We start from the raw sequence: 24,513 nt of genomic DNA, 5'->3' as shown, positions 1-24,513 counted from the left end.
CGTTCGAAAACCCTCTGTTGAAACGCGACGACTAAGCGCCAACGGTCGCGGCGCCAGGAGCCGGCTTGATGGCCTGCACAATCTCCGGCGGAAGACCGAAACGAACATTCTCCGGCATTACTTCCACTTCATCCACCGAACCGTAGCCCTTGGTCTGCAGGTAGCCAACAACTTCCTGCACCAGCACTTCAGGTGCGGAGGCGCCGGCGGTGATGGCAACATTCGAGACGCCGTCCAGCCACTCGGGCTGGATGTCGTCGGCCTTGTCGATCAGGTAGCTCTTCGTGCCCAGATTCTGCGACACCTCGACCAGGCGGTTGGAGTTCGAACTGTTCTTCGACCCAACAACCAGCACAAGATCGGCACCGCTGGCCACGTTCTTTACGGCCGTCTGGCGGTTCTCGGTCGCATAGCAGATGTCCTGCGCATGCGGTCCGACGATGTTCGGGAACTTGATCTTCAGCGCCTGGATCATGTCACGCGCTTCGTCCAGCGAGAGCGTGGTCTGCGTCAGGTACGCGACCTTATCGGGATCAGGAACCACCAGGTTCTGCACTTCCTCGACGGTCGAGACAACCTGCGTCACATCCGGGGCCTCGCCCTGCGTGCCTTCCACTTCCTCGTGCTCACGGTGACCGACGAGAACGAGCGAGTAGCCCTGCTTGGCGAACTTGATGGCCTCAACGTGAACCTTGGTGACCAGCGGGCAGGTCGCGTCAATCACCTTCAGGCCGCGGGCCTTGGCATCGGCGCGGACCGCCGGCGAAACGCCGTGGGCCGAGTAAATCACGCGAGCGCCCTCGGGCACTTCATCCAGTTCATTGACGAAGATGGCGCCCTTCTTGGCCAGGTCATTGACGACATAGCTGTTGTGGACGATCTCTTTGCGGACGTAGATGGGAGCGCCGAAGGTGTCCAGCGCGATCTTCACAATGTCAACGGCACGGACAACGCCGGCACAGAAGCCGCGGGGCTTGAGCAACAGGACACGCTTGGTGGCCTCATCCGTGGTGGAGAGGTCGTTCACTCGGGGTTCAAATGCGGTGGTGGTCACAGTAGTAAGTATACCGTTAACACCCTTCAAGTCATGCACAAATGAACCCTGAAGAGTGCATACCAAGACACCGCCCGGGCAAGAGGTGGAACCATGATTTGAAATGGGTTACGCTCCAAGAAGGCCCAGCAGAGACTCCACCAGCGGCATAGCGGAAGACTCCGGGCCGGCCGGCACCAGCGCAGAGATCATGGCAATGGAGTCCGCGCCCGCGTCCAGCACTTCCCTGGCCCTCTGCGGCGTGATGCCGCCAATCGCGACAATGGGCTTGCTGGTCAGCCTTCGAGTCTGCCGCAGCAGCTCCAGCCCGGTTACGGGGTCAGGGTTCTGCTTGGTGGTGGTGGCATATATCGGGCCAATCGCAAGGTAGTCGGCCTCCGTCTCCATCGCTGCTTCAAACTGCGACAGATTGTGCGTGGAGACACCGATGATCTTCCCGGGCCCAAGGATGGTGCGGGCGTCGTTGGGGTGCAGGTCTGTCTGCCCGACGTGTACGCCGTCGCATCCACCCAACCGCGCCAGGTCGGGGCGGTCATTGAGCAGGAGCGTTACGCCGGGGGCGACCTCGCGGATGAGTTTCAGGTTGGCGAGGATGGTTTGTGGGGGTGCAGACTTGTCGCGGTACTGCAGCAGTGTGACTCCGGCAGCGGCAAGATCGCGCACAAACTGTTCGATCGGAATATGACGCGCGGACAGCAGTCCAGCGTCGAGAATGGGGTAGAGGCGAGGAATCAGCATCATCATCCCTTACTGTACGGAAGCCAGAATCTGCCGTGCGTCATTCAGTCCGGCAGGACCGCCCGTAAGGCCAACCTGCCAATCTGTTCCTGGAGCCACGCATTCATAGAGTGCCCAGGGCTCCCGTGATTCTTCGCGAACGCAGAGAAAGCTGATGCCGTGTGCGCGGATATTTTCTGTGACGAAGCGGCTCTCTTCCACGCCCTGGCGGTAGGTGGCAAGCATCTGCTTCTGGAAGGCCTCAGCCTGTTGCTGGTTGCGCACACCGCCGATGGCGTGGTCGAGGTTCAATTGCACGCGGCTGGAGAGCCGAAGGATCTCGCCGCGATTTGGGTCAATGCTGCGCCACAGCAGTGGAACGCGGAAGCTGTGCCCCGCAAACCGGACATGGTTGCCATGCCGCGCATGCCATAACAGAGCTTTGACAGGGTCGCCGATGGTTCCCCAGCCCAGGATGCCGAAGTAGATGAGGGGAAAAGGAATCAGCCAGACCGCGGTAGAACTCATCAGGCCGCGCAGGGTCCACTTGCGGTGGTCTGCGGGCCTGAGAGCGTCTTCCATGGCGGTTACTCTGCCTTTGCCTTTTCGCGTTCGAAGAAGCGTTCCATGAACTTGGTGTCGAAGTTGCCGGAGCGGAACTCCTCATCCGCGAAGATCTTCTTGTGCAGCGGAATTGTGGTGTGAATGCCCTGCACGATGAACTGATCCAGAGCGCGCTGCATCTTGTTCATGGCCTCTTCGCGGTTCTTGCCGTGAACGATGAGCTTGCCGATCAGTGAGTCGTAGTAGGGCGGTACAACGCCTTCAGCGTACTGCGCCGTATCGACACGGACACCGTTGCCTCCGGGCAGGTTGAAGGCCGTGATCTTGCCGGCGGAGGGCGTGAACTTTTCAGGATGCTCGGCGTTGATGCGGCACTCGATGGCATGGCCGTTGATGACGATAGGACCGGGTACGATCTCGGACAGCTTCTCGCCCGCTGCGATGCGCAGCTGCGCCTTCACCAGGTCGACTCCAGTGATCATCTCGGTGACCGGATGCTCCACCTGGATGCGCGTGTTCATCTCGATGAAGTAGATCTTGCCGTCCTCGTCCATCAGGAACTCGATGGTGCCGGCGTTCCAGTAGCCGATGTCCTTAAGCGAGTTGCGGATGACCTTCCCCAGGTCTTCACGCTGCTTCTGCGTGACCTGCAGTGACGGAGCTTCTTCAATCAGCTTCTGATGACGGCGCTGGATGGAGCACTCGCGTTCGTTGAGCGACATGACGTTGCCGTGCTCGTCGGCCAGCACCTGGAACTCGATGTGGCGCGGGCGCTCAATGAACTTCTCCATGTACAGATCGCCGTTACCGAAGGCGTTCAGGGCTTCGGTGGATGCCTGGTTGTAGAGGTCGGGCAGTTCCTGCGGGCTGCGGCAGATACGCATACCGCGTCCGCCGCCACCGGCAACAGCCTTCAGAATGACTGGATAGCCAACGGACTTTGCCCACTCAAGCGCCTCGTCGACAGAGCCGATCACGCCGTCCGAGCCGGGAAGAATCGGCACCTTGGCTTTTTTCATGGTCTGGCGCGCGGTGGACTTCTCGCCCATCATGCGCGTGACCTCGGGCGGAGGCCCAATAAACTTGATGTTGCTGGCACGACAGACTTCGGCGAAGTTGGCGTTTTCCGAGAGCAGGCCATAGCCGGGATGGATCGCGTCGACGTCAGCGATCTCTGCGGCGGAGATGACGGCCGGCACGTTCAGATAGCTCTCAGCTGAGCGGGGTGGCCCGATGCAGATGGCTTCGTCGGCAAAGCGGACATGCAGAGAGTTACGGTCTGCCGTGGAATAGACCGCGACGGTGCGAATGCCCATTTCCTTGCAGGCATTGATGACGCGGAGCGCGATTTCGCCACGGTTGGCGATGAGGACTTTACGAAACATCCTTGAAAACCTCAGGGGCTGAAGCCCCTTACTTCTTATGGTGAAACGGCAGGGCTAAAGCCCTGCCCCTTCGGATTCGACTGTTGCCTTTCTTCGTAGAGGCTGCAAAATGACCTGAACGAGAACTGGCAACTCGCAACTGCTTTTAGCGTGGCTTGATGGCAAACAGCGGCTGGCCGTACTCTACCGGCTGTCCGTTGGCAGCGATGCGGCGAACGACTTCGCCGGCAACGTCGGACTCGATTTCGTTCATCAGCTTCATCGCTTCCACGATGCAGATCACCTGGCCGACCTCAACCTGGTCGCCGGGCTTGACGAACGGCGCGGCGCCGGGAGCCGAGGACTCATAGAACGTCCCGACGATCGGCGACTTGACCTCGTGCACGTTCTCTGCCGGAGCTTCCGCTGCAGGCGCGGCCGCTGCGGAAGGAGCCGAGGCAACAGGTGTTGTGGCGGCAGCCTGCTGCGGAAGCAGCGAGGCAAGCTGGCTGTAGTCAATGGCTGCGGGTGCGGGAGCGCCAGTAAATTTAATGCGGACCTTGAGGTCGCCGCGCTCCAGATCGAACTCGGCAATCTTGTTGTCTTTCAGAAACTCAACGAGTTCGCGAAGGTCCTTCAGTTCATTTGCTTCCATAGTTATCTCTTCTTCCGGAGTTCGCTGGGATGCGATCGCTGACCGCAAGCCCAGTCCTTGTTATAACTCGATCCAGGCTTTGGGCGACGTCGTTATGATCTCGCACCCGCTGCGGTTAATGACGACAGTGTCTTCAATGCGGATTCCGAAGCGGCCAGGAAGGTAGATGCCGGGCTCAATGGTAACGACCATGCCTGCGGCGAGCGGCTGCTTCTGATTGGCGGCAATTCGTGGTCCCTCATGGATCTCCAGGCCAACACCGTGGCCGGTGGAGTGCGTGAAATACTTTGCCAGCCCTGCGCGCTTCAGCACGCTACGGGCTGCTTCATCCACTTCGCCGCAGGTAACGCCATGCTTTGCGGCTGCCACGGCCGACTCCTGCGCTTCCAGGACTGCGGCATAGGCCTGTTCTTCGCCGGCGGAGGCGCGTCCCATGTGCACGGTACGCGTCATGTCCGAGCAATACCCGTTGAGGATAACACCGAAGTCCAACGTGATGAACCCTTTGCGGGGAATCCTGGAGCCGCTGGCGCGGCCATGCGGAAGTGCCGAGCGGGAGCCGGAGGCGACGATGGTCTCAAAGGACATGCCCTCCGCGCCCAGCAGCCGGGCCCGGTGCTCGAGTTCAGCGGCAACGGAGGATTCCGTGATTCCGGGTTCCAGGAAACCGAGGATGTGATCAAACAGCTTCGAGCCAAGTTCTGCGGCCTGTCGCATGCGGCGGATCTCGGCGGCATCTTTTATTTCTCTTTGCGCGGAAGCAATTGGAGTTTCGATGGGCTGAAAAAATCCACGCCGCAGTTTGCCGCTGACAGCTTTGCGAAGATGCTCAAGCAGGGAGATCGTCGTGTGTGCTCCGTCAATGCCGCAGCGTTTGATTCCCTGCTGCTCCAGCCACTCGGCGGCTCCGGTCTGTGCCGACTTCTTCTTCGGAATGACGACGCGGGCGCCGTCGACCTCATCTTTGGCCTGCACCGTGTAGCGGCCATCGGTAAACAGCACCGCGCTGCGCCCTGTGATGGAAAGCGCGGCGTTTGAGCCGGTGAAGCCGGTAAGGTAGCGGACATCCGGCAGATTGGTCACGAGCAGAGCTTCCAGCTTCTGTTCCGCCATGATCTCGCGTGTCTTTTTGATTCTTGACTGCATCCCTTCTATTTTATGTTCCCTGCACGGATCAAGGCCATAGCGCCGGGTATCATCAGGAAATATGGCGGATGGCTCGTGGCTCACACGGCGTAATTTTCTCAAGATGGGATTGGCCACGACGGCTGGATTGGCTCTGTATTCCGGTGAAATCGCACGGCACGAGTTGGAGGTGCTCAATGTGACCATCAAGCTGCAGAACCTTCCTGAAGCATTCCACGGTTTCCGCATCGTGCAGATCAGCGATCTGCATTTTCATGAGTTCACGGAAGAGTTTTTCCTGCGCCGCGTGCTTCGCCGTGTGAACAAGCTGCGCCCGGATGCGGTTCTGATGACCGGCGACTATATCAGCACCAGTCACACGAATCATGTTTATCCCATTGAACAGGCCTATATCTGCGGCGACATCCTGCGCATGGTTGAATGCCCTCTGAAATACGGAGTTTTGGGAAACCACGACAGCAACGCCGGCGAAGAGCAGGTGACGCGAGCAATGTCTTCGCAGGGACTGCCTATTCTGCTGAATGAAAATGTGCCCATCGAGCGTGGGAACAGCCGCATCTGGATAGCGGGACTACGTGATATGGCCGATGGTAGAACCGATCCGGAAGCTGCCATTCCGCAGAAGATTCGCAGCGCGAAAGAGCCGGTCATCCTGATGATGCATCAGCCGGATTATGCGGACAGGCTCTTGAGAACACCGGCCAGCCAGTATGTCAGCCTGATGCTTTCCGGGCATTCGCACGGAGGGCAGGTGAGGATGCCGTTCGTACCACCGATCAAGTCACTTCTGCCGCCGGAAGGTCGAAAATACGTGGAGGGGCTGTTCCAGCTGAACAACCTGCAACTCTATGTCAATCGAGGGATCGGAACGACGGGAGTCCCCTTCCGTCTGAACTGTCCGCCGGAGATCACGTTGCTGAAGCTGGAACGGGCTTAGCGAGCGCGGCGAACGGGTTTCTTCTGGGTGGCTTTGACCTTGACGGTCGTTGCTGCGGGCTTCCGTACACCGGACTGTTCATCCATCCAGGCATCCAGCAAAGAGCGCTTGAAGCGCCAGCGGTTGCCGAGCTTGAATGCGGGCACAAAACCTTCGGAAGCGTAACGGTAGAGGGTATCTCCGCTGATGCCGAGATAGTCGGCGGCCTGGCGGATATCCATGACCTCTCGAAGCGCGATCTGGGCAGCGGACGGCATAAGCAGGTTTGCAGGTGGAGTTCCCCGGCTCTCTGTTTTTACCCCGATTTCTCCTGAAGTACAAGAAGATTCTGGGGTTTACGGAGGGGTTATCAACCGTCTGGTCAACCTCCTGCTGTCAGTAGTTCCGTCACCGTGCGTTGTGCCGCAGCCGATGGTTGGCGCCACCAGTCGCTCTGCATCGGCATGCCCTGGAACTCTGTCGGGGAGCCAGGCCTCGGCATCCACAGCTCAATCCCCATCTGGGGCGCGAGCTGAAGTAGCCTCTCGGAGGGCTCACGCCACTCATGCAACGCGAGGTCGAATAGCCCCCAGTGGATGGGAAACAAAACTTTGCCTCGCAGCGCCCGGTGCGCTTCCGCGGCGCGATCCGGCCCAAGATGAATGGACTCCCACATCGGATTCGAGGCACCAATCTCCAGCATGGTCAGGTCAAACGGGCCGTACTCGGCGCCAATCTCGGCAAATCCGGGCCAATAGCCGGAGTCGGCACCGAAATAGAGGTTTCGCTGGGCATTCCGCAGTACAAACGACGCCCACAGTGTTCCAAAGCGATTGAACAGGCTGCGTCCTGAAAAGTGCCGCGATGGGAGCGAGATGAGTTCCAGCTCCGCCCCGGTGCGCGTGCTGGTCAACTTCAGGCGATCACACCAGTCCATCTCCTGGATGCGTTCTGCCGGGACGCCGAAACGGCGAAGATACTTCCCTACGCCCAGTGATGTTACCCAGCGGACGTTCCGGTCAGCGAGGCCGCGTACGGCGGTTTCATCCAGGTGGTCATAGTGGTCATGGGAGACAAGAACGGCATCCAGCGGAGGCAGATCACTCAGCGCAATGGTTGGCGGAAAAAATCGCTCAGGGCCGGCGAACTGAATCGGAGAAGCACGGTGCGACCAGACCGGGTCGAGCAGCAGACGGAAGCCATCAATCTCCATCAGCAGTGAAGAATGGCCGAACCAGGTGATGCGCATGCCAGATTCGGGAGGCTGGTTATACCAATGCTTCTCCGTGCGGAAGTGAGGCAGCGGCGGCTGCGGTTCTCGCTTGCGGCGGCCAAAGAGGAACTCCGGGAGAAGACGGAGCATGTCGCGTCCGCTGGTAAAGTGGGTCGGGACGGGGTTAAGAAATTTGCCGTTCTGGCGTTGGGCCGCTTTCAGGTAACTCACACAGAATACGATGCCTGGCAATCGAACCCCGGCGCAGAAAAAAGGAGAGACAGGTCATGAAGAAGGCATATTGGGTAGTTACCTACCGCGCAATTCATCATCCGGAGGCCCTGGCGGCCTATGGTCAGCTGGCCGTGGCGGCGATTGCGGCAGGCGGTGGTACAGCCCTGGTTCGCGGTATTCCCGTTGAGGTCAAAGACCTGGGAATCAAGGAGCGGACGGTAGTTTGCGAGTTTCCCAGCCTGCAGGCGGCTCTGGACACGTACAACAGCGACGCGTACAAGAAGGCTCTGGAAGCTCTTGGCAATGCGGTTGACCGCGACTTCCGCGTTCTGGAAGGCGTGTAACTAATTCCAGCCTTCGTCCAGAAGGTTGGAGACGTGAGCGACGGCCTTGGTGAGCTTGGCCTGGCGAGGCTGCCGGGCCATCTCCGGGTTGTCCTCGGTGGCAAAGATGTACTCGATGCGTTCCACGCGGTAGGGGCCGGCCCCGGCCTCCAGCCCATCGCCCGGCAGCAGGACAACATCTCCTGGCTTGGGCACGGTGTGAAGCTGCTCCAGCAGAACCAGGTTGACGAAGTCGCCGGTGTCGGAGACAAACTCCAGGCAATCCTGGCTGAAGATCAGGTCGCGGCGCGTTGCCTCAGCGATGCGCCGGGCCTTCACCGCCTGCAGGTAGGTGGCCACGATGGTGGGCAGGCCAAGAAAGAAGCCAAGAATACACAGCAAATCGGACAAAGAGCTCATTGAGATGGGAAACAACGCCACTGCTCCTGTGAAGCTGACGGAAGACTCGCCTTTCCCATAGCTTACTGCGATATCATCGCCTCTAACTATGGCCTCGTCCGAGACAACGCGCGCTGCGGAACACACCCACGAGTTCGAGGGTGACTACCGTCCGTCCGATAGCGCGTCTGCCCCCCCTCCACGGGTGCATATCGAGCCGCTGCAGATCGACTTTCTGACCCAGTTGGCCGACGCGCTGAACAATACTTTGGATCTGCAGACGACCATGCAGCGCGTGGCGGACCTGGTCCGGGCCGTCATCGACTACAAAATTTTCGCCATTCTGCTGATCAACGACCGTACGCAGGATTTCTGGATGCGATTCCAGATCGGTCACACGCCGGAGTCAGAGCGTATGCGGGTCAAGAGCGGCAAAGGTGTGATCGGCCGCGCGGCAGAACTGCGGCGTCCCGTCCTGGTGGAGGATGTGACCAAGAAGGAGTACTACATCCCGGCAAACCCGGATGTACAGTCCGAACTAGCCATCCCGCTGATCACTAAGAATAAGGTGATTGGCGTACTCGATATTGAATCCACGCAGATTGGCTACTTCACGCAGGAGCACCAACGGCTGCTGGAGTTGGTCGCCTCCCGTATTGCAATCGCCATTGAGAACGCACGCCTCTACACGCGTGTTTCGCGCCAGGCGCAGACGCTGACCGTTCTGAGTGAAATCTCGAAGGAATTGACCAGCATTCTGGATCTGGACGACCTGCTGGAGCGTGTGGGACAACTCCTCAAACGGGTCGTCGATTTTCAGATGTTCAGCATCCTGCTCTGGAACCCGAAGTCCAAGCAGTTTGAGCATCGCTTTTCTACAAAGTTCGGGGAGCGTGTACAGCGCCAGCATGTTGTGGAGCCTGGCCAGGGCATTATTGGAACCGCTGCGCAGGAACGTATGCCCATCCTGGTGCCGGATGTCCGCAAGGATCCGCGCTACATCGCCTACCATCCGGAAACCCGTTCGGAACTGGCCGTGCCGCTGGTTTACAAGGACCAGATCATCGGAGTTCTTGACGTGGAGCACACGCGCTCCAACTACTACAACGAGGACCACCAGCGCACCTTCACCACGCTGGCCGGCCAGGTGGCCATTGCCATTGAAAACGCGCGGTTGTACGAGCGCATTCTTGAAGAAGAACAGCGCATGGAGCGCGATCTGGCCATGGCGCGCCAGGTGCAGCTTCGCCTGCTGCCCTCCACGCCGCCCTCGCACCCGCATGCGGATTTCTTTGCGAAATTTCTGCCGGCGCGCTCGATCGGTGGAGATGTCTACGACTTTTTGGACTATGGACAGGGACGCACGCTGATCGTGATGGGCGATGTCTCCGGTAAGGCCGCGCCGGCTGCGCTGTATGCCGCCCTGGTCTCCGGTATTCTGCGTTCGCTGGGAGCCCAGCAACTCTCCCCTGCGCAGATGCTGGCGGCCCTGAATGACCAGCTACAGGAACGTAAGCTGGACGCGCAGTACGTCACCATGCTGATTGCTCTGTGGGATGACACCGAGCAGACGCTCCGCATCGCGAATGCGGGGTCTGTGCAGCCGTTGTTTGTCACCGGCGGCGAAGTGCGCACCATCCAGGCGGAGGGCTTCCCGCTGGGTCTCTTTCCTCATGCGGTCTATGAAGAGTTAACGCTGGCGACGCAGCCAGGAGACCAGATCGTCTTCTTTTCTGATGGCATTACCGATGCGGAGAATGCCGCGCAGGAGATGTTTGGCAACGAGCGGCTGGTCGAGGTATTGCGCAAGTTGAAAGACCCGACTGCGCAGATTACGGGCGATGCGATTCTGAAGTCGGTCGGCCGCTTCCAGTCCCAGACAGAACACTTTGACGACGAGACGGTCGTGATTCTGCACGTTCGCTGAAACTTTCCACTATCGCCGTCACGGTACAATCAGGAGAAAGTTCAACGGAAGTAGAAGCTCATTCCAGGTGCCGTTTGTGTGTACGCCTGTCTATGAGCATCTCCCTCCAGGATTCCCCTCTACGGCACACCGCTGCCGCATGGCTACCCGGAAGAAGCAAAGATGCAGACCATCAGTACGACGCAGATTATCCGTCCCGCGAAGAACCTTAGCGGTTCTTTCCGCGTCCCAGGCGACAAGTCCATTTCGCACCGTTATGCCATGTTGGCCGGCCTGGCCAAGGGCACCTCGAAGCTCTACAACTTTTCGACCGGCGCTGACCCGCACTCCACCCTTGGCTGCATGGCCACGCTTGGCGCCAAGGTCAACAAGCTGGAGGACGGCACCATTGAGGTAACCGGCGTTGGCGGCGCATTTGAGCGCCCGGTCGGCAACCTGGACTGCGGCAACTCCGGTTCGACGATGCGCATGCTCTCCGGTCTGATCGCGTCGCATCCGCATGTGTTTACGCTGATCGGCGACGACTCGCTGACCAAGCGTCCGATGGAGCGCATTCGCAAGCCGCTGACCCAGATGGGCGCACGCATTGACCTGACCGAAGGCCATGCGCCAGTCACCATCTTCGGCACGCCGCTGAAAGCCATTGATTTTGCCACACCGATTCCCAGTGCCCAGGTTAAGACAGCCATCCTTTTTGCGGGCCTGCAGGCAGAGGGTGTGACCTCCATCTCCGAGACGGTGCGCACACGCGACCACTCTGAGCACGCTCTGCGCGCCTTTGGTGCTGAACTCACGCGGACCGCTGACAGCATTTCGATCGCCGGTGGCCAAAAGCTGACCGCGATTGATGTTGCCGTCCCCGGCGATATCTCTTCGGCCGCCTTCTTCCTCTGCGCCGCGCTGCTCTTCCCGGATTCGAATCTCATCTTCGACGGCCTGGGCATGAATCCCACGCGCGCTGCGCTGCTGGATGTGCTCTCGGGTATCGGCCTGAAGGTGAAGGTCCTGAATCTGGAAGAGAAGCATGGCGAGATGGTCGGTACCATCCAGGTCAACCGCGCTCCTGGCGGACTGAAAGGCGCAGACATCAGCGGCGCTCTGACGGCGCAGTTGATTGACGAGCTGCCGGTCATTGCAGCTATCGCTCCGTATACCAGCGAAGGCATCCGCATCCGCGATGCGCAGGAGCTGCGTGTGAAGGAGAGCGACCGCATTGCGCTGGTCGCCAAGAACCTGAAGGCGATGGGCGCCGAGTTTGAGGAGTTCGAAGACGGTCTCCACATCCCCGGCAACCAGAAGCTGCACGGTGCCCGCATTGAGACCGGCCACGATCACCGGATCGCCATGGCCTTCTCCATCGCTGCCCTGCGAGCCGAGGGTGAAACGACGATTCAGAACGCCGAAGTTGCCAGCATCAGCTTCCCGGAGTTCTACACGCTGCTGGACAGCCTGTCCGAGCGCTAAAAGGAAAGGGCGCCGAACGAACGCATGCGAGTTATCCAGACGGTCTTCGGCGTCTTCCATCATTTTGATTTAGCCACGGAGCTGCAAAAACGCGGTCACCTGGAGCGCGTGTATTCCACGTGGCCATGGGCCCGCCTGAAGCGCGAAGGCCTGCCTAAAGAGCGCGTCGAGAGCTTTCCCTGGGTGCATACCCCGGCTTATTTTTACGGTCGCTCCAAGCTGTATCGCGTACCAGTGGCGCAGCAGCTTCAACTGATCAACACTGCCCTGTTCGACAGCTGGACCAGCGGCCGCCTGCGCGCCCTGGAGCGTAAAGGCACGAAGGTGGATGCGCTGATCGCCATCTCCGGATCGGGGACAAACACCGGCCGGCTTCTGCAACAGCAGGGCGGTGTCTTCATCTGCGATCGCGGTTCGTCGCATCATCGCTACCAGCGCAACATCATTGCGGAGGAAGACCGCATCTGGGGCGTGGAACGGGAGCCTACCTCCGACCCTCGCGTCACGGCAATTGAAGAAAAGCAGTACGAACTCGCGGATGCCATCAGCGTGCCCTCGAGCTTTGCCGTGCGCTCCTTTGTGGAGATGGGCGTTCCGCGCGAGAAGCTCCGGCTGATTCCCTACGGCGTGCGCCTGGAACGCTTCCATCCTGTAGCCGAACCGTCAAAGGACTCCTTTGATGTTCTGTTCGCAGGGCAGGTCAGCCTGCGCAAAGGAATCCCCTATCTGCTGCAGGCCTTCGACAAACTGAAGCATCCCAATAAGCGTCTTCGCATCGCCGGTTCAATCGATCGAGCGGTCAAACACGTCTTTGATCGGCTGCCAAATGCATCCGTCGAATGGCTGGGCTCCGTACCCCAGAGCGAACTGGTCAACCTGATGTCGAAGAGCCATGTCCTGGTGCTTCCCAGTATCGAGGAAGGCCTGGCGCTGGTACAGGCACAGGCAATGGCCTGCGGATGCCCTGTCATCGCATCGCTCAATACGGGTAGCGAAGACCTCTATACGGATGGTGTCGAAGGTTTCATCGTCCCCATTCGTGACGCTGACGCTCTTGCCACACGCATGCAGCAGGTAGCTGATGACCCTGCACTACAGGAGCGCATGCGCGAAGCATCGCTGAACCGTGTACGTCATCTTGGCGGATGGTCAGAGTATGGAGCGAAGTGGGAAAAGGTTCTTGAAGAGCTGATCGCCGGGAAGCGATAGCCATCTACATCTTGTAGCGACCCATCTCGTCGTCGTTCAGACCTTCCAGCCACTGGCGCATCTGGTCAGCAGAGATGTTCTGCGCGTCCGCGGTTGTCAGCCGCGCATTTTTCAGGACATCGCGATGAACAAAGATGGGGGCATCGGCCCGCAGAGCCAGCGCCAACGCGTCTGACGGACGAGCATCGATGGTAACCGTCTCGCCTTCCTGCTGCATCCAGATCACGGCGTAGAAGGTATCTTCCTTCAGTTCATGTACGACGATCTTGTCCACCTGCGCATTGAGACCGCGCACGAGATCACGCAGCAGGTCATGGGTCATCGGACGTGGAGTCGCGGTCTTCTCAATCTCGAGCGCAATGGCGTTCGCTTCGAAGATGCCAACCCAGATCGGCAGTACCGTGTCGCTGGCAACGTCCTTCAGGACGACGATGGGCATGTTCGTAACAGGGTCCATCATCAGGCCGCGGATCTTCATTTCTACTTCCTGCGGTGTTTCATCGTCGTGCTGAAGTCCGGGAAAGTTCATTGCAACACCACTAAACCTACGGGCTGAGCCTGCTTCAGAACGGCCGCGGGCACTTCTGCCACGCCGGCCTGCTCCCCTACAAGGCTGTTTGGAAGCGACTTGGTGACAAGCACCGGCACATAGCTGCCAATCTGCGGCAACACGGGTTCGGGTGTTGTGAAGTTCAGGGTCTTGTTCTGTGAGGTCCGGCCAATCACCTGGGCGCGCTGCTGGTTGTAGCCCTCGACCATCACCTCAATCACCGTGCCCTCGTGGCGTTGGTAACTGTTGCGCTGAATCTCGCGCTGACGGTCGAGCAGGATACGCAGACGTTCGCTCTTCACCTCTTCGGAAACCGTCTCATCCATCGAGATCGCAGGTGTGTTCGGACGCGGCGAGTACTTGAAGGCGAAGACGCCGTCGTATTGCACCTCGGCGCACATCGTCACCGTGTCTTCAAAGTCCGCATCGGTCTCGCCCGGAAAGCCAACGATGATGTCGGTCGTCATCGAGATGTCACGCCTGGCGGCCTTAATCCAGGAAATCCGCTCCAGGTACCAATCGCGCGTGTACTCGCGTTGCATTGCTTTCAGCACGGCGCTCGATCCACTCTGTACAGGCAGATGGATGTGGTCGCAGAGCGTGGGGATGGCGTCGATTGCTTCGACAATCTGTTTGGTAAAGTGGCGCGGATGCGAGGTGGTAAAGCGCACGCGGCGGATACCCGGAACCTCTCCAACCGCAGCGAGAACCTCGGCAAAGTTCATCTTGCCGACCGGGTCAATGTAGGAGTTCACGTTCTGCCCGAGCAGCTGGATGTCAGTAAATCCGGCGTCCGCCATGCGGCGGGCTTCGGTCAGCACAGATTCCGAAGTGCGGCTGCGCTCCTTGCCGCGCGTGTACGGAACGACGCAGTAGCTGCAGAACTTGTCGCAGCCTTCCGTAATCGTGATGTAGCCGCGGTGCGGGTTAGAGCGCGCGGTGAATTCGGTGTCGAAGGTCTCGTCGGTCTGACGGTCATCCAACCCGGTGATGCGAGTCTCCCCCGCCTCAAGGCGGCGGATCATCTGCGGCAGGTTGCGGTATGAGGCTGAACCGCTGACCATGGAAACAAACGGAGCCTTCTCGAAGATCTTCTCGCCTTCCTGTTGAGCGACGCAGCCCAGCACGCCAAAGCGCTTGCCTTCACCCTGCATGCGCTTGTACTCGTTCAGGCGATGAAAGACCTTTTGTTCCGCCTTATCGCGGATCGAACAGGTGTTGTACAGAATCAGGTCGGCGGACTCCTCGTCTGTCACCTGGGTGTAGCCCTCGTGCTGCAGCGTGCCAATGACCTTTTCCGAGTCATGGGCATTCATCTGGCAGCCGAAGGTTTCGATATAGAACGTCTTAGCCACGTTCATCAAGTATACCGCCGGACCTGCGCCGTCCGACGGTACCATTCCCCCCTGCTTTACCGCGGAGCGCTCACCGTCACCGGCCCAATCAATCCATGCGGTTGCACGGAATTTCGTTTCTTGACGTCTGGAGCGAGTGCAGAGACCTGGTTGTTCAGACCCGGATTTTCAGGTCGTTGCTGCCCGCGTGCGTACTGAAGCTGATCTCTGCCACACCGCTTATCTGGTTGACTGGAATCTCGTGCCCGTTTACCCGCGCGGTAAAAGAGTCCCTCACTTCGCCCAGACTACTGCCCCGGCTTCCACCATCCCACACCTCGCAAGGACGCGCATTCAAAAGTGGGAGAAGTGAAGACGAGAGGAGGAAGCCCAGTCAATCCATAAGAGAACCTATTCCAGAATAGAAACATTCGGTGAACGAACTCGATTAAGAGCAGGGTTCTTAAAGCAAACAACCCGCCGGAAGCGGGTCAGAATCACTGGATTTGCTTTGGTAGCGCCAACGGGGATCGAACCCGTACTCTTCGCCTTGAGAGGGCGACGTGTTAACCAATTACACCATGGCGCCGAAGCGTAGGAGTGGATGGAAAGAACTCTCAACCACTTTTGTAAGTATAACAGCGATGAAGGGTTTTGGGCGGGCTAGATGCCGAGTTTCTTCACTTCATCGTTGTAGTACTTGCGGTACAGAATGTCCCATTCCTGAGTGCCTTCGAGGATGATCTTCCGCTGCGAGGTGATCTTGTGACGGGCCGCCAGGTCGATCTTGGTTTCCTCCAGCAGGAGCTTCTCCAGGATCTTGCGTGCCTCCTGGCGAATCGTATTGCGATCCTCCAGGAACTCCGCCTCGTCGATATCCGCCAGGGTGTCAGCGACGACGTGGGCAAGCTTGTTGAGTTTGTCGCGCGAGATTCTCACAGCACCGCCTTGTATTTGCGCACAAGCTCGTTCTTCACCTTCTTGAACATCTCGGGGTAGCTTGCGCCGGTCTTTCGCATGTCATCCTGGAAGGCCTCCAGAATGACGCGGACCTCGTCATTGATCCGGTCCTCGAGCGAAAGCTCGTCGAGCAGGCCGTTATTGACACGCTCATTCAGAGCCGCCGGCTTGTCCGAGCGAATCATCTTCGCGTCGATCAGCTGCTGCACGGTCTGCTTCGCCAGATAGGTGACGTAGTCCTTGGAAAAAATCATGTCTCTTCGAAGTCATTTATATCACGCAGTTAGCACCACTCTTGCTGACTAAAGGAAGAGATCCAGTAAAGGAACCGCCGAGCCTGAGTTATGACCGCCAACGATCAGCACTTCTCCACTCTCCAGCTTCACTGCCAGGGCTCCGGAACGGAACTCACGCATCTCTGGCCCTGTTTTCACCGTCTTTGTCTGAGGATCGAGGATTTCTGTCGTGTACATGGGTTGTCCACTGTTCTTATATCCGCCGGCTATCAGCAACCGGCCGTCATGCAGCTCCGCCAGTGCGTGGAAGCCGCGTCCTTCCTGTAGATGCGCGAAGGTGGAGAAGTTCCCTGTCGCGGGATCATAGATCTCGACCTCGCGAACCTGGTCGGTTTCACCAAGGTCTTCGGTGGATTCCCCTCCGATGATCAGCACCCGGCCGTCCTGCAGCAAGTGTGCGGAATGGCCGTAGCGGCTGATGTGCATCGAGCCGGTAGCGCTCCATGTGCCTGTCGCCGGATTGTAGATCTCAGCCGTGCGCAGGCCATCCTGCGGGCAGCCTACCTGGCAGTTGTTTGGCCGGCCTCCTGTCACCAGCACGCGGCCGTCCTTAAGGCGTGTCGCACTGTGCAGCCAGCGCGGGTCGTTCATCCTTCCTGTCGTCACAAACCGGTTGTCGGCAGGAGAATAGATCTCCGTCTGCGGATTGGCGGAAAAGCCATGCCCATGCAAGGAGATACCACCCACCACCAGGACGCGGCCATCCGCCAGCGGCGTCATGGTGTGCTTTCGCCGTGCGAAGTTCATTTGTGGGCCTGCAAGAAAGGTGTTCGTCGCAGGATCGTAAATCTCCGTACTCGCGAAGACAGGATCAAAGAAGTTCGTCGGGGTCAGGGACGCAAATCCTCCCGAAAGCAGGACGCGTCCGTTCGGCAAAACCACCGAGGCGTGCTGCTGCCGCGGGAGAATCAACCGGGCCGCCGTTCGTACTCCACTCTGCCCCGGAATATATCGATCTGCATACGTATGCAACCCCGAGCTACCATAGCCACCCGCAATCAGTACGCTGCCATCCGTCAGCAGGTTGGCAGTGTGCTCGTAGTATCCGTCCACCGTCCTGCCAGCGTCGCTTACCCTTTCCTGGTAGCCATTCACCCGGATCAGGGCGGTCGCGTATTTCGAGGGATCGGCTACGCTCCAGGCGCGGATCCAGTAGTCTCCGCTGCGTTGCGGCGCGGTATATACGCCATCCGTGGTGGTACTGCCGCCGCCGGTGACTTCGAACTCAACCCGCGTATCGGTCGTCCCCGTGACCGTTGCCCTAAAGCTCTGCTTGCCCAGCAAAAACAGCGTCGCGGAGAGCGGCGCTATGGCCACAGAGACTTGCGGTTTCGAAGGAGCGGAAGAACCGCCCCCACCGCATCCAATTGAGATAAAGGAAAATGCCGCGGCAAATGCGGCGGAAAAAAGACGTACAGACGAACGCATCGAACAAGCTCCCTCGCCTTCTTACGGGAAGAAGTTTGGAAAAGTTCGGTGTAAATCTCGAAATTATGTCCTGTGAGGGCACTGCGCGGTGTTCAGGCAGCTATCGGCCAGTCGCAGACGCTCCACCGGGCGACCGTTCACCAGGTGCTCGGTGACGATCTCCTGGACGTCCTCCAGATTCACAAAGCCGTACCAGACGGCCTCCGGGTAGACCACCATCACCGGGCCGTGCTCGCACTGGTCCAGGCAGCCGGCGTCATTCACGCGCACAGAGTTCTTCAGACCCGCGGCCCGGGCGGCCTCCTTCATGGCGTCTTTTAGCTGCTTTCCGCCGCGGGGGCGGCAGCTGGGACGTGCAGCGCTCTCCAGGCGCTCATTGCTGCATACAAATACGTGACGATCAAACTTTGCCATGCTTCCAGAGTATTACCGTGCGTCCGCTACTGCTTTTTTGAGACAATACGTTTCGTTGCAATGCAGACAGATAACCTGATTTCGCTTAAAGACGACATGATTGCCTTCATCGCGGGCCACGGTATGCACCGGATGAACGCTTACGTGCACGAAGACATCCCGACCGTCGTCTTCGAAGAAGAAAACTCCGACTCCTGGAAAGACTTTGTCGAACACGGAAAGGCCGCCGGCGCTTCGTTTCTGACGATGAGCGAGGTCACGCTGGAGAAGCGTGACATTGAGATCCTCATCGAACAGTTGCGCGCGCACGCTTTTCCCGATTCCGACGACACGCCGGACATCGACGAAGCCCAATACCTGGTGAACTATGTCGGAAAGACCGGCTATTTGCAGCTTGGCTTTGCCTACAACGGCATCATGTTCATCTACGAGACCTCGACCGAGTGGTATGAGCGCTTCCAGCAGTTGATGGAAAGCGTCTCGGACTTCGACTCAATCATCGTGGACGACTCCGACAACGACGACTAGTGCCCGCTGACCCGCTTTATCGCTGGACGCATCCGGAAGTCTCCTTTGAGGAGGCCGAGGCCTTTGCGCGCGAACTGCGCCTGCCGCAGGTCATCGCGGAGTTGCTGCTGAGCCGCGGTTTTGATACCCCGGAGACGGTCGACCTGTTTCTGAACCCGGCGATTGAGCAACTGCACTCCCCTTTCGAGATGCTGGGCATGGCAACGGCGGTTGAGCGCATCCAGCAGGCCATCGCACGGCGCGAACCCATCCTGATCTACGGCGATTACGACGTGGATGGAACTGTTGCCACGGTACTGCTCAAGACGGCCATCGACCGCATTGCAGGGGGCGAATCGATCGTCCGCTACCATATTCCGCATCGCATCCGCGAAGGCTACGGCATGCAGGCAGGGGTACTGGCGGACGCTGCCGGGCTTGGCGTCAAGCTGGTGATTTCGGTCGATACGGGGATTCGAGCCTTCGCCGCCGCAGAAGAGGCCGAAAAGCTGGGGCTTGATCTTGTGGTCACCGATCATCACCTGCCGGACGAGATCGGCGGTCTGCCACCGGCGCAGGCAGTCATCAACCCCAACCAGACGGGTTGTCCTTACCCGAACAAAGACCTCTGCGGAGCGGGGGTCGCCTTCAAGCTGGCACAGGCGCTGCTCGAAGGCTCGACCATCGCCCCGGAGACCGTCCAGACCAAGCTGCTGCCCAGCTTTCTGAAGCTGCTGGCCGTGGCCACCGTGGCCGACGCTGTCGCTCTAACGGGCGAGAACCGCGTCATCGTCTCCATTGGCCTGCGGGAGCTGGCAAAGCCCGTACAGCCCGGCCTGCGCTGCCTGATGGAACTGGCCAAACTGACCGGCGACCAGCCATTGACGGCCACCTCGGTCGCTTTCCGGCTTGCACCGCGCATCAATGCCGCTGGGCGTATGGATATCGCCTCCGACGTGGTGGAGATGTTTCTCACGCGTTCGCCCGAACGCGGCCGGGAGATCGCCGAGAAGCTGCACCGGCTGAACGATGAACGCCGAGCCACCGAACAGGCGGCCCTGGACGAGATTGAAGCTCTTCTGGCTGCTGACCCATCGCGGTCCGAGGAAGGCGCCATCGTGATGGACGGCCATGGCTGGCATCGGGGCGTCATCGGCATCCTGGCATCCCGGGTCGTGGACCGTACACACCGTCCGGCGCTGGTTCTGGCGCATGAAGATGGCGAAGCCTACGGCTCCGGCCGCTCGATCCCCGGTTTCCACCTGCTGGACGCTCTTACCGCCATCCACTCGATTGCCCCACTCTTCACGCGTTTCGGCGGACACGCCCACGCAGTAGGGTTCTCGCTTCCCTCGGACCGTGTGCCGGAACTGCGCCAGAGTCTCGGTATCTATGCCCGTTCGGCCATGCCGGCCGAGGCCATGCTCCCTGCCCTGCATTGCGATGCTTCCCTGCCGCTGGAACGCATTACGCCCGCCCTGCTGGACCAGCTTCGCCGCTTTGAGCCCTTCGGTCATTCCAATCCGGAGCCGGTCTTCTGTACTGGTCCGGTGCGCATCCTCGACATCCGTGTCCTCAAGGACAAACACCTGCGTCTGAGGCTGGAACAAGGCAACGCCTCCATTGCCTGCCTTGCCTGGTCGCGCCGCATGCACTGGCCTACCCGCCTTCAGGAACTGGGTCTGGCCGTTGATTCCCTGGTGGAGCTGGCGTTCCGCATCCGGGAAAACTCGAACCCTAATTTCGGCACGGCAATTGAGCTGGAGCTGTGCGATCTACGGCCTTTTGACCCGGCACAATAACTTTTTGTGCCGCAACTCGTTCCATCTGCGTCAGATATACTGACGCTTCGTTTGCCCTATGGCCCAGAAAGAATCTAGTTCCACTCGCACACTCGTCGTCGCTCTGCTTGTCCTGGCGGTTTTGGTTGCCGTTGGGTTCGGTCTGCGCTCCGTTTTGCGCAGCAAGGTCAGCATTCATGCCGCGCAGGTTGGCTTTGAAAATCTGACCAGCACGGTTTCCACCAACGGCAAGGTACAGCCGGTGGAGCCGTTTGACGCCCATGCTCCCATGGCCGGAACCGTCGAGGAGATTTATGTCAATGCCGGCGACAAGGTGAAGGCCGGTCAGTTGCTGATCCACCTGAATGATTCCGAGGCCCGAAGCCGTCTTGCGACGGCGCAATCCGCGCTGGCTGGAGCACAGGCTTCTATGCATGACCTGGAGGCAGGCGGCACCACCGACGAACGCATCGGCATGAGCTCAGACCTGTCCAAGGCACGGCTTCAGGAGCAGCAGGCCCAGCGCGACGTGACCGCCCTGCAGCTTTTACAGCAGAAGGGTGCCGCTTCCGGCAGCGAAGTACTGGCCGCGCAGCAGCGGCTTGAGAACGCCCGCTCCTCCCGTATCGCCATCGAGCAGCGCTTCTCTTCCGCGACGCGTTACAGCACGCAGGATCGAACCCGCGTCAAGGCGCAGGAGAGTGACGCTTCGGCCGCTGTCGCTTCCGCCCGCAAGCTGTATGGCGAGCTGAATGTCCGTGCTCCCTTCGAGGGAACGGTCTATTCGATTCCGGTCCAGGAGTCTGACTTTGTTCCCGCAGGAGAGACCCTGTTCTCCCTGGCCAACCTTGATCGTATCCAGGTTACGGCGTACTTTGACGAGCCCGAGGTCGGCAAGCTGGCCGTCAACCAGGCTGTCACGATTGTGTGGGATGCCAAGCCCGGCAAGGTATGGCACGGGCACGTTGTACAGGTGCCTACCACCATCATCAACTACGGCACGCGAAACGTCGGCGAGTGCATCATCAGCGTGGATGACGCCCATGGCGACCTGTTGCCGAATACCAACGTCACGGTGACCGTGACCACCCTGCAGCATCCGCACGCCATGTCTATTCCGCGTGAGGCGCTGCACACGCAGGGTGCTGACAGCTATGTTCTGCGCATTGTGGATGGCAAACTGGTGCGCACTCCCGTGAAGGTAGGCGCTGCTTTGACGCCGACCCGGATTGAGATCGCCAGCGGCCTGTCTATTACCGACAAAGTCGCGGTTAACTCGACGGACAACAGCGAACTGACTGACGGTTTGCTGGTGAATGTTGTCGAATAAGGCGTCGATGATGCATCGCCTGAACCCGGTTTTCCTGCTGTTGCTGCTGACGATCCCGCTCTCACTGCGGGCTATGGACGTCTCCGAGGCGCGTGCTGCCCTGATGGCTGGCCGCGTCGACGAGCTTTCCTCTGCTCTGGAGCCGGCGGTTAAGGCAAATCCGCACGACGCGGTTTCGCACCATCTGCTTTGCCGCGCCTACTACGCCCAGGAGCTTCCGGATCGCGCCGTTCCCCACTGCGAGGCAGCTGTCGCCAATGATTCCGACAACGCGGTCTACCTGCTCTGGCTGGGCCGAGCCTACGGCCAGAAGGCTGATAAATCCGGACCGTTTACCGGCTTCAGCATGGCCAAGCGCAGTGTGGCTTCGTTTGAGCGCGCCTACCAGCTTGCTCCGAAAGACCTGGAAGCGATCAACGACCTCGGTGAGTTCTATGCCCGCGCCCCTTCCATCGTGGGTGGCGGGACGGACAAGGCTCGCCAGCTGGCGGAGAAGATTCAGCCCCTCTCTGCCGTCAAGTACCACCGCATCCTCTCCATCGTTGCCGAGAAGGAAAAGAACTACGTCGCCGCAGAGAGCGAACTGAAACGCGAGCTTGAAAGCAGGCGTAACGCAGAGAACCTGATGGACCTGGTTGCGTTTTACGATCGCCGGAAGCGTGTCGACGACGCGGTTGGAGTGGTGAAAGAAGTATTTGCCACGGACCGCCAGCGTACCAGCGCCAGTTTTGATGCAGCGACCTTTCTGGTCGAGCAGAACCGTGAATCTGCGCTGGCCGAGAAGGTCCTGAAGGAGTATCTCGCCTCGCCCGCGAAATCTGATTCCGGCCCTGCCTTCCGTGCTCACCTGATGCTTGGCAAGATTCTGGAGCGCCAGGGAGACAAGGATGGTGCTCAGGCGGAATACCGCACATCGCTTTCCCTTGCCAAAGATTACGCGCCGACCCGCAAAGCGCTTGGCATGTGATGCCGCTCACTGCATAATGCTGTCGCGCCGGAGCTAGAATAGAGCCGTGGCTACAGCAGCGGTACAGTTCGCTCCCTCGCAAGCCCTCACCCCAAACGTGCGGCGTCTGGCATGGTTGACGCTTGGATGGAACATCCTCGTGGTGCTGTGGGGCGCGGTCGTCCGCGCAACCGGCTCCGGTGCGGGCTGCGGCAACCACTGGCCTTTGTGCAACGGCCAGGTCATTCCCCATTCCCCCCGTGTCGACACGATTGTCGAGTTCACCCATCGCATGATGACGGGCGGCGCAACACTGTTGACCGTTGCCTTGCTTATCGCAGTCTTCGCTGCAACGGCAAAGTACCATCCGGCGCGCAAAGCGATTGTCGCAGCAACCATTTTGCTGGTAAATGAGGCAATTCTCGGAGCGGTACTGGTCAAGCTCGGCTATGTGACCGGCAACCGGTCAGTGGGCCGCGTGATCCTGCTCTCGATCCATCTGTCGAATACGCTCCTGTTGCTGGGTGCGTACACCTTGTCGGTGTACTTCCTGGAGCGGCCGTGGCGGTTCACCGTTTCGCGACGCAATCTCTGGTTCAGCATTGTTGGAATAGTCAGCACGCTTGTTGTTGGCGTGAGCGGCTCGCTGGCGGCGCTCGGCGATACGCTCTTCCCCTCGACTTCTCTGCGTGCGGCCTTCGTCCAGGATTTCTCCAGCTCCGCCCCCATGATCCTTCGCCTGCGCAGCGTGCATCCGCTGAGCGCCATTCTTGCAACCATCTTTGTCGTATGGCTGCTGAAGCGCGCCTGGGGATCGCCGCTCGCGAACCTGGTGCTCGCTCTGCTTGCATTTCAGATTGCGCTGGGCCTGGCGGACCTGCTGCTGCTGGCTCCAACGTGGATGCAGGTCGTTCATCTGCTGGGCGCTGACCTATACTGGTCTGCGTTGCTCTGGCTTTCCGCCAGGCAGACATTCCCACTTGCGAAGGAACTGAATGCGTAAGCTGCTGTTCGCCCTGCTGATCAGTGCCACCACGGCGCTCTCCGCCCAGTCTGTCCCCATGGACGGCTTTGCCCACGTTGCGATCCGCGTCAAGGATGTGCCTGCGGCGCGCGCTTTCTACGAGAAGATTGGTTACATCCAGGCCTTCACGCTGGAAAATAAAGGTGTTCTGGATCGTTCGTTCATGAAGATCAACGATGACCAGTTCATTGAGCTTTACCCGGTAACGGAGAAGCAGCCCGAAGTTGGCTTCCTCCACCTGTGCTTTTATGGCAGCGATCTCGATTCCCTGCACAAGCAGTATGTGAAGGATGAACTGAAGCCGAACGAACTACGCAAGGCCGGCGCCGGCAACCTGTTGTTCACCATGGAAGGGCCGGAGAAGCAGAACATTGAGTACACGCAGTACATGCCCGGCTCGCTGCACTCCAACGATCATGGCAAGCACCTTGGAACGCCGGTCTCCGGCAAGCTGGTCAGTGTCTCGCTGGCCATGAAGGATGTGCCCGCGGCGCGCGCTTTCTACACGGAGAAGCTCCGCTTCCCGGTAACGAAGACGCAAAGCTTTGCCATCCCCGGTACATCGGGCGAAACCGTCATGATCGAGGATGACCAGATCGGCGCACGCATGCACGTCGCCTTCCAGGTGAAGAGCCTGAAACAGGCGGCTGCCAGCCTGAAGAAGCGTGGTGTCGCGTTCAAGTCCGCAAAGGGCTCGCTCTCCACGACAGACCCGGATGGGAATATCGTGGAGTTCCGCGAGCGGGCAATGTAGTTCG

Annotated in this window: 26 protein-coding genes and 1 tRNA gene; 11 read left to right on the top strand and 16 right to left on the bottom strand. The window is 59.5% G+C overall.

Annotated elements, in window-relative coordinates; translation table 11 throughout:
- Positions 1 to 31 precede the first annotated feature (31 nt).
- The 6 genes from OHL13_RS06315 to OHL13_RS06290 all read right to left on the bottom strand — a co-directional run bounded on the left by OHL13_RS06315 (position 32) and on the right by OHL13_RS06290 (position 5,500).
- A complete protein-coding gene (locus tag OHL13_RS06315; protein WP_263409286.1) occupies positions 32 to 1,054 on the bottom strand; it encodes a 4-hydroxy-3-methylbut-2-enyl diphosphate reductase in 1,023 nt (340 codons plus the stop codon).
- Between the two features lie 108 nt (positions 1,055 to 1,162).
- Entirely contained in the window at positions 1,163 to 1,798 is a 636-nt protein-coding gene (gene thiE / locus OHL13_RS06310; protein WP_263409285.1) for a thiamine phosphate synthase, read from the bottom strand.
- 3 nt (positions 1,799 to 1,801) lie between these two features.
- On the bottom strand, positions 1,802 to 2,353 hold the full coding sequence (locus OHL13_RS06305; RefSeq protein WP_263409284.1) for a hypothetical protein: 552 nt from the start codon (positions 2,351 to 2,353) through the stop codon (positions 1,802 to 1,804).
- A gap of 5 nt (positions 2,354 to 2,358) precedes the next feature.
- A complete protein-coding gene (gene accC, locus OHL13_RS06300; RefSeq protein ID WP_263409283.1) occupies positions 2,359 to 3,720 on the bottom strand; it encodes an acetyl-CoA carboxylase biotin carboxylase subunit in 1,362 nt (453 codons plus the stop codon).
- Between the two features lie 145 nt (positions 3,721 to 3,865).
- On the bottom strand, positions 3,866 to 4,354 hold the full coding sequence (gene accB / locus OHL13_RS06295) for an acetyl-CoA carboxylase biotin carboxyl carrier protein (RefSeq protein WP_263409282.1): 489 nt from the start codon (positions 4,352 to 4,354) through the stop codon (positions 3,866 to 3,868).
- A 60-nt stretch (positions 4,355 to 4,414) separates the two neighbouring features.
- Complete coding sequence (locus OHL13_RS06290; RefSeq protein WP_263409281.1) at positions 4,415 to 5,500, bottom strand: M24 family metallopeptidase; 1,086 nt, start codon at positions 5,498 to 5,500, stop codon at positions 4,415 to 4,417.
- A 61-nt stretch (positions 5,501 to 5,561) separates the two neighbouring features.
- Here OHL13_RS06290 and OHL13_RS06285 point away from each other — a divergent pair, with 61 nt between their 5' ends.
- Positions 5,562 to 6,437, top strand: a complete 876-nt coding sequence (locus tag OHL13_RS06285; RefSeq protein ID WP_263409280.1) for a metallophosphoesterase — start codon at positions 5,562 to 5,564, stop codon at positions 6,435 to 6,437.
- Here OHL13_RS06285 and OHL13_RS06280 read toward each other — a convergent pair.
- Positions 6,434 to 6,694 (bottom strand): helix-turn-helix domain-containing protein, encoded by a 261-nt coding sequence (locus tag OHL13_RS06280; protein ID WP_263409279.1) that lies wholly within the window; start codon positions 6,692 to 6,694, stop codon positions 6,434 to 6,436. The two genes, OHL13_RS06285 and OHL13_RS06280, sit on opposite strands and share 4 nt — an antisense overlap.
- A 104-nt stretch (positions 6,695 to 6,798) precedes the next feature.
- Positions 6,799 to 7,860 carry an MBL fold metallo-hydrolase gene (locus OHL13_RS06275; RefSeq protein WP_263409278.1) on the bottom strand — a complete coding sequence of 354 codons (1,062 nt, stop codon included), beginning with the start codon at positions 7,858 to 7,860 and terminating at the stop codon, positions 6,799 to 6,801.
- Positions 7,861 to 7,916: 56 nt separating this feature from the next.
- On the opposite strand from OHL13_RS06275, the gene OHL13_RS06270 reads away from it, so the two are divergent.
- A complete protein-coding gene (locus OHL13_RS06270; protein ID WP_263409277.1) occupies positions 7,917 to 8,207 on the top strand; it encodes a DUF1330 domain-containing protein in 291 nt (96 codons plus the stop codon).
- Here OHL13_RS06270 and OHL13_RS06265 read toward each other — a convergent pair whose 3' ends face one another.
- The gene (locus tag OHL13_RS06265; RefSeq protein WP_263409276.1) at positions 8,208 to 8,588 is read right to left on the bottom strand and encodes a hypothetical protein; all 381 of its coding nucleotides are present in this window, start codon (positions 8,586 to 8,588) and stop codon (positions 8,208 to 8,210) included.
- A 106-nt stretch (positions 8,589 to 8,694) separates the two neighbouring features.
- On the opposite strand from OHL13_RS06265, the gene OHL13_RS06260 reads away from it, so the two are divergent.
- The 3 genes from OHL13_RS06260 to OHL13_RS06250 all read left to right on the top strand — a co-directional run bounded on the left by OHL13_RS06260 (position 8,695) and on the right by OHL13_RS06250 (position 13,185).
- Complete coding sequence (locus OHL13_RS06260) at positions 8,695 to 10,512, top strand: SpoIIE family protein phosphatase (protein WP_263409275.1); 1,818 nt, start codon at positions 8,695 to 8,697, stop codon at positions 10,510 to 10,512.
- 162 nt (positions 10,513 to 10,674) lie between these two features.
- Complete coding sequence (gene aroA, locus OHL13_RS06255; protein ID WP_263409274.1) at positions 10,675 to 11,976, top strand: 3-phosphoshikimate 1-carboxyvinyltransferase; 1,302 nt, start codon at positions 10,675 to 10,677, stop codon at positions 11,974 to 11,976.
- Between the two features lie 24 nt (positions 11,977 to 12,000).
- Complete coding sequence (locus tag OHL13_RS06250) at positions 12,001 to 13,185, top strand: glycosyltransferase (protein WP_263409273.1); 1,185 nt, start codon at positions 12,001 to 12,003, stop codon at positions 13,183 to 13,185.
- Between the two features lie 4 nt (positions 13,186 to 13,189).
- Here the strand turns inward: OHL13_RS06250 and OHL13_RS06245 are convergent, their stop codons facing one another.
- From OHL13_RS06245 to OHL13_RS06215, 7 genes are all read right to left on the bottom strand, one after another.
- Entirely contained in the window at positions 13,190 to 13,663 is a 474-nt protein-coding gene (locus OHL13_RS06245; protein WP_263409272.1) for a bifunctional nuclease family protein, read from the bottom strand.
- Between the two features lie 47 nt (positions 13,664 to 13,710).
- The gene (miaB, locus tag OHL13_RS06240; RefSeq protein WP_263409271.1) at positions 13,711 to 15,096 is read right to left on the bottom strand and encodes a tRNA (N6-isopentenyl adenosine(37)-C2)-methylthiotransferase MiaB; all 1,386 of its coding nucleotides are present in this window, start codon (positions 15,094 to 15,096) and stop codon (positions 13,711 to 13,713) included.
- 485 nt (positions 15,097 to 15,581) lie between these two features.
- Positions 15,582 to 15,658, bottom strand: a tRNA-Glu gene (locus OHL13_RS06235).
- 74 nt (positions 15,659 to 15,732) lie between these two features.
- Entirely contained in the window at positions 15,733 to 16,008 is a 276-nt protein-coding gene (locus OHL13_RS06230; RefSeq protein ID WP_263409270.1) for a DUF507 family protein, read from the bottom strand.
- Positions 16,005 to 16,283, bottom strand: a complete 279-nt coding sequence (locus OHL13_RS06225; protein ID WP_263409269.1) for a DUF507 family protein — start codon at positions 16,281 to 16,283, stop codon at positions 16,005 to 16,007. Before OHL13_RS06225 ends, OHL13_RS06230 begins: the two co-directional genes overlap by 4 nt.
- A gap of 48 nt (positions 16,284 to 16,331) precedes the next feature.
- Positions 16,332 to 17,642 (bottom strand): Kelch repeat-containing protein, encoded by a 1,311-nt coding sequence (locus OHL13_RS06220; RefSeq protein ID WP_263409268.1) that lies wholly within the window; start codon positions 17,640 to 17,642, stop codon positions 16,332 to 16,334.
- A gap of 174 nt (positions 17,643 to 17,816) precedes the next feature.
- Positions 17,817 to 18,167 carry a (2Fe-2S) ferredoxin domain-containing protein gene (locus OHL13_RS06215; RefSeq protein ID WP_263409267.1) on the bottom strand — a complete coding sequence of 117 codons (351 nt, stop codon included), beginning with the start codon at positions 18,165 to 18,167 and terminating at the stop codon, positions 17,817 to 17,819.
- Between the two features lie 60 nt (positions 18,168 to 18,227).
- Between OHL13_RS06215 and OHL13_RS06210 the strand changes: the two genes are divergently transcribed.
- From OHL13_RS06210 to OHL13_RS06185, 6 genes are read left to right on the top strand one after another with little or no spacing between them, the layout of a single operon-like run.
- On the top strand, positions 18,228 to 18,695 hold the full coding sequence (locus OHL13_RS06210; RefSeq protein WP_263409266.1) for a hypothetical protein: 468 nt from the start codon (positions 18,228 to 18,230) through the stop codon (positions 18,693 to 18,695).
- A complete protein-coding gene (gene recJ, locus OHL13_RS06205) occupies positions 18,695 to 20,476 on the top strand; it encodes a single-stranded-DNA-specific exonuclease RecJ (RefSeq protein ID WP_263409265.1) in 1,782 nt (593 codons plus the stop codon). The genes OHL13_RS06210 and recJ overlap by 1 nt, the downstream gene beginning before the upstream one ends.
- A gap of 58 nt (positions 20,477 to 20,534) precedes the next feature.
- Entirely contained in the window at positions 20,535 to 21,785 is a 1,251-nt protein-coding gene (locus OHL13_RS06200) for an efflux RND transporter periplasmic adaptor subunit (RefSeq protein ID WP_263409264.1), read from the top strand.
- Positions 21,772 to 22,752, top strand: coding sequence for a tetratricopeptide repeat protein (locus OHL13_RS06195; protein ID WP_263409263.1), 981 nt, complete (start codon positions 21,772 to 21,774; stop codon positions 22,750 to 22,752). Before OHL13_RS06200 ends, OHL13_RS06195 begins: the two co-directional genes overlap by 14 nt.
- Before the next feature lie 46 nt (positions 22,753 to 22,798).
- On the top strand, positions 22,799 to 23,734 hold the full coding sequence (locus OHL13_RS06190; RefSeq protein ID WP_263409262.1) for a COX15/CtaA family protein: 936 nt from the start codon (positions 22,799 to 22,801) through the stop codon (positions 23,732 to 23,734).
- A complete protein-coding gene (locus tag OHL13_RS06185; protein WP_263409261.1) occupies positions 23,727 to 24,509 on the top strand; it encodes a VOC family protein in 783 nt (260 codons plus the stop codon). The genes OHL13_RS06190 and OHL13_RS06185 overlap by 8 nt, the downstream gene beginning before the upstream one ends.
- Positions 24,510 to 24,513: the final 4 nt, after the last annotated feature.

It is taken from the genome of Terriglobus tenax (assembly GCF_025685395.1).
Classification (GTDB): Bacteria; Acidobacteriota; Terriglobia; order Terriglobales; family Acidobacteriaceae; genus Terriglobus; species Terriglobus tenax.
This window is presented reverse-complemented; position numbering and strand designations above follow the sequence as displayed.

Coding starts and splice junctions, on each gene's coding strand:
- thiE (WP_263409285.1), bottom strand. CDS start 1,798: ATGATGATGCTGATTCCTCGCCTCTACCCCATTCTCGACGCTGGACTG.
- OHL13_RS06305 (WP_263409284.1), bottom strand. CDS start 2,353: ATGGAAGACGCTCTCAGGCCCGCAGACCACCGCAAGTGGACCCTGCGC.
- accC (WP_263409283.1), bottom strand. CDS start 3,720: ATGTTTCGTAAAGTCCTCATCGCCAACCGTGGCGAAATCGCGCTCCGC.
- accB (WP_263409282.1), bottom strand. CDS start 4,354: ATGGAAGCAAATGAACTGAAGGACCTTCGCGAACTCGTTGAGTTTCTG.
- OHL13_RS06290 (WP_263409281.1), bottom strand. CDS start 5,500: ATGCAGTCAAGAATCAAAAAGACACGCGAGATCATGGCGGAACAGAAG.
- OHL13_RS06285 (WP_263409280.1), top strand. CDS start 5,562: ATGGCGGATGGCTCGTGGCTCACACGGCGTAATTTTCTCAAGATGGGA.
- OHL13_RS06280 (WP_263409279.1), bottom strand. CDS start 6,694: ATGCCGTCCGCTGCCCAGATCGCGCTTCGAGAGGTCATGGATATCCGC.
- OHL13_RS06270 (WP_263409277.1), top strand. CDS start 7,917: ATGAAGAAGGCATATTGGGTAGTTACCTACCGCGCAATTCATCATCCG.
- OHL13_RS06260 (WP_263409275.1), top strand. CDS start 8,695: ATGGCCTCGTCCGAGACAACGCGCGCTGCGGAACACACCCACGAGTTC.
- aroA (WP_263409274.1), top strand. CDS start 10,675: ATGCAGACCATCAGTACGACGCAGATTATCCGTCCCGCGAAGAACCTT.
- OHL13_RS06250 (WP_263409273.1), top strand. CDS start 12,001: ATGCGAGTTATCCAGACGGTCTTCGGCGTCTTCCATCATTTTGATTTA.
- OHL13_RS06245 (WP_263409272.1), bottom strand. CDS start 13,663: ATGAAGATCCGCGGCCTGATGATGGACCCTGTTACGAACATGCCCATC.
- miaB (WP_263409271.1), bottom strand. CDS start 15,096: ATGAACGTGGCTAAGACGTTCTATATCGAAACCTTCGGCTGCCAGATG.
- OHL13_RS06225 (WP_263409269.1), bottom strand. CDS start 16,283: ATGATTTTTTCCAAGGACTACGTCACCTATCTGGCGAAGCAGACCGTG.
- OHL13_RS06215 (WP_263409267.1), bottom strand. CDS start 18,167: ATGGCAAAGTTTGATCGTCACGTATTTGTATGCAGCAATGAGCGCCTG.
- OHL13_RS06210 (WP_263409266.1), top strand. CDS start 18,228: ATGCAGACAGATAACCTGATTTCGCTTAAAGACGACATGATTGCCTTC.
- OHL13_RS06200 (WP_263409264.1), top strand. CDS start 20,535: ATGGCCCAGAAAGAATCTAGTTCCACTCGCACACTCGTCGTCGCTCTG.
- OHL13_RS06195 (WP_263409263.1), top strand. CDS start 21,772: ATGTTGTCGAATAAGGCGTCGATGATGCATCGCCTGAACCCGGTTTTC.
- OHL13_RS06185 (WP_263409261.1), top strand. CDS start 23,727: ATGCGTAAGCTGCTGTTCGCCCTGCTGATCAGTGCCACCACGGCGCTC.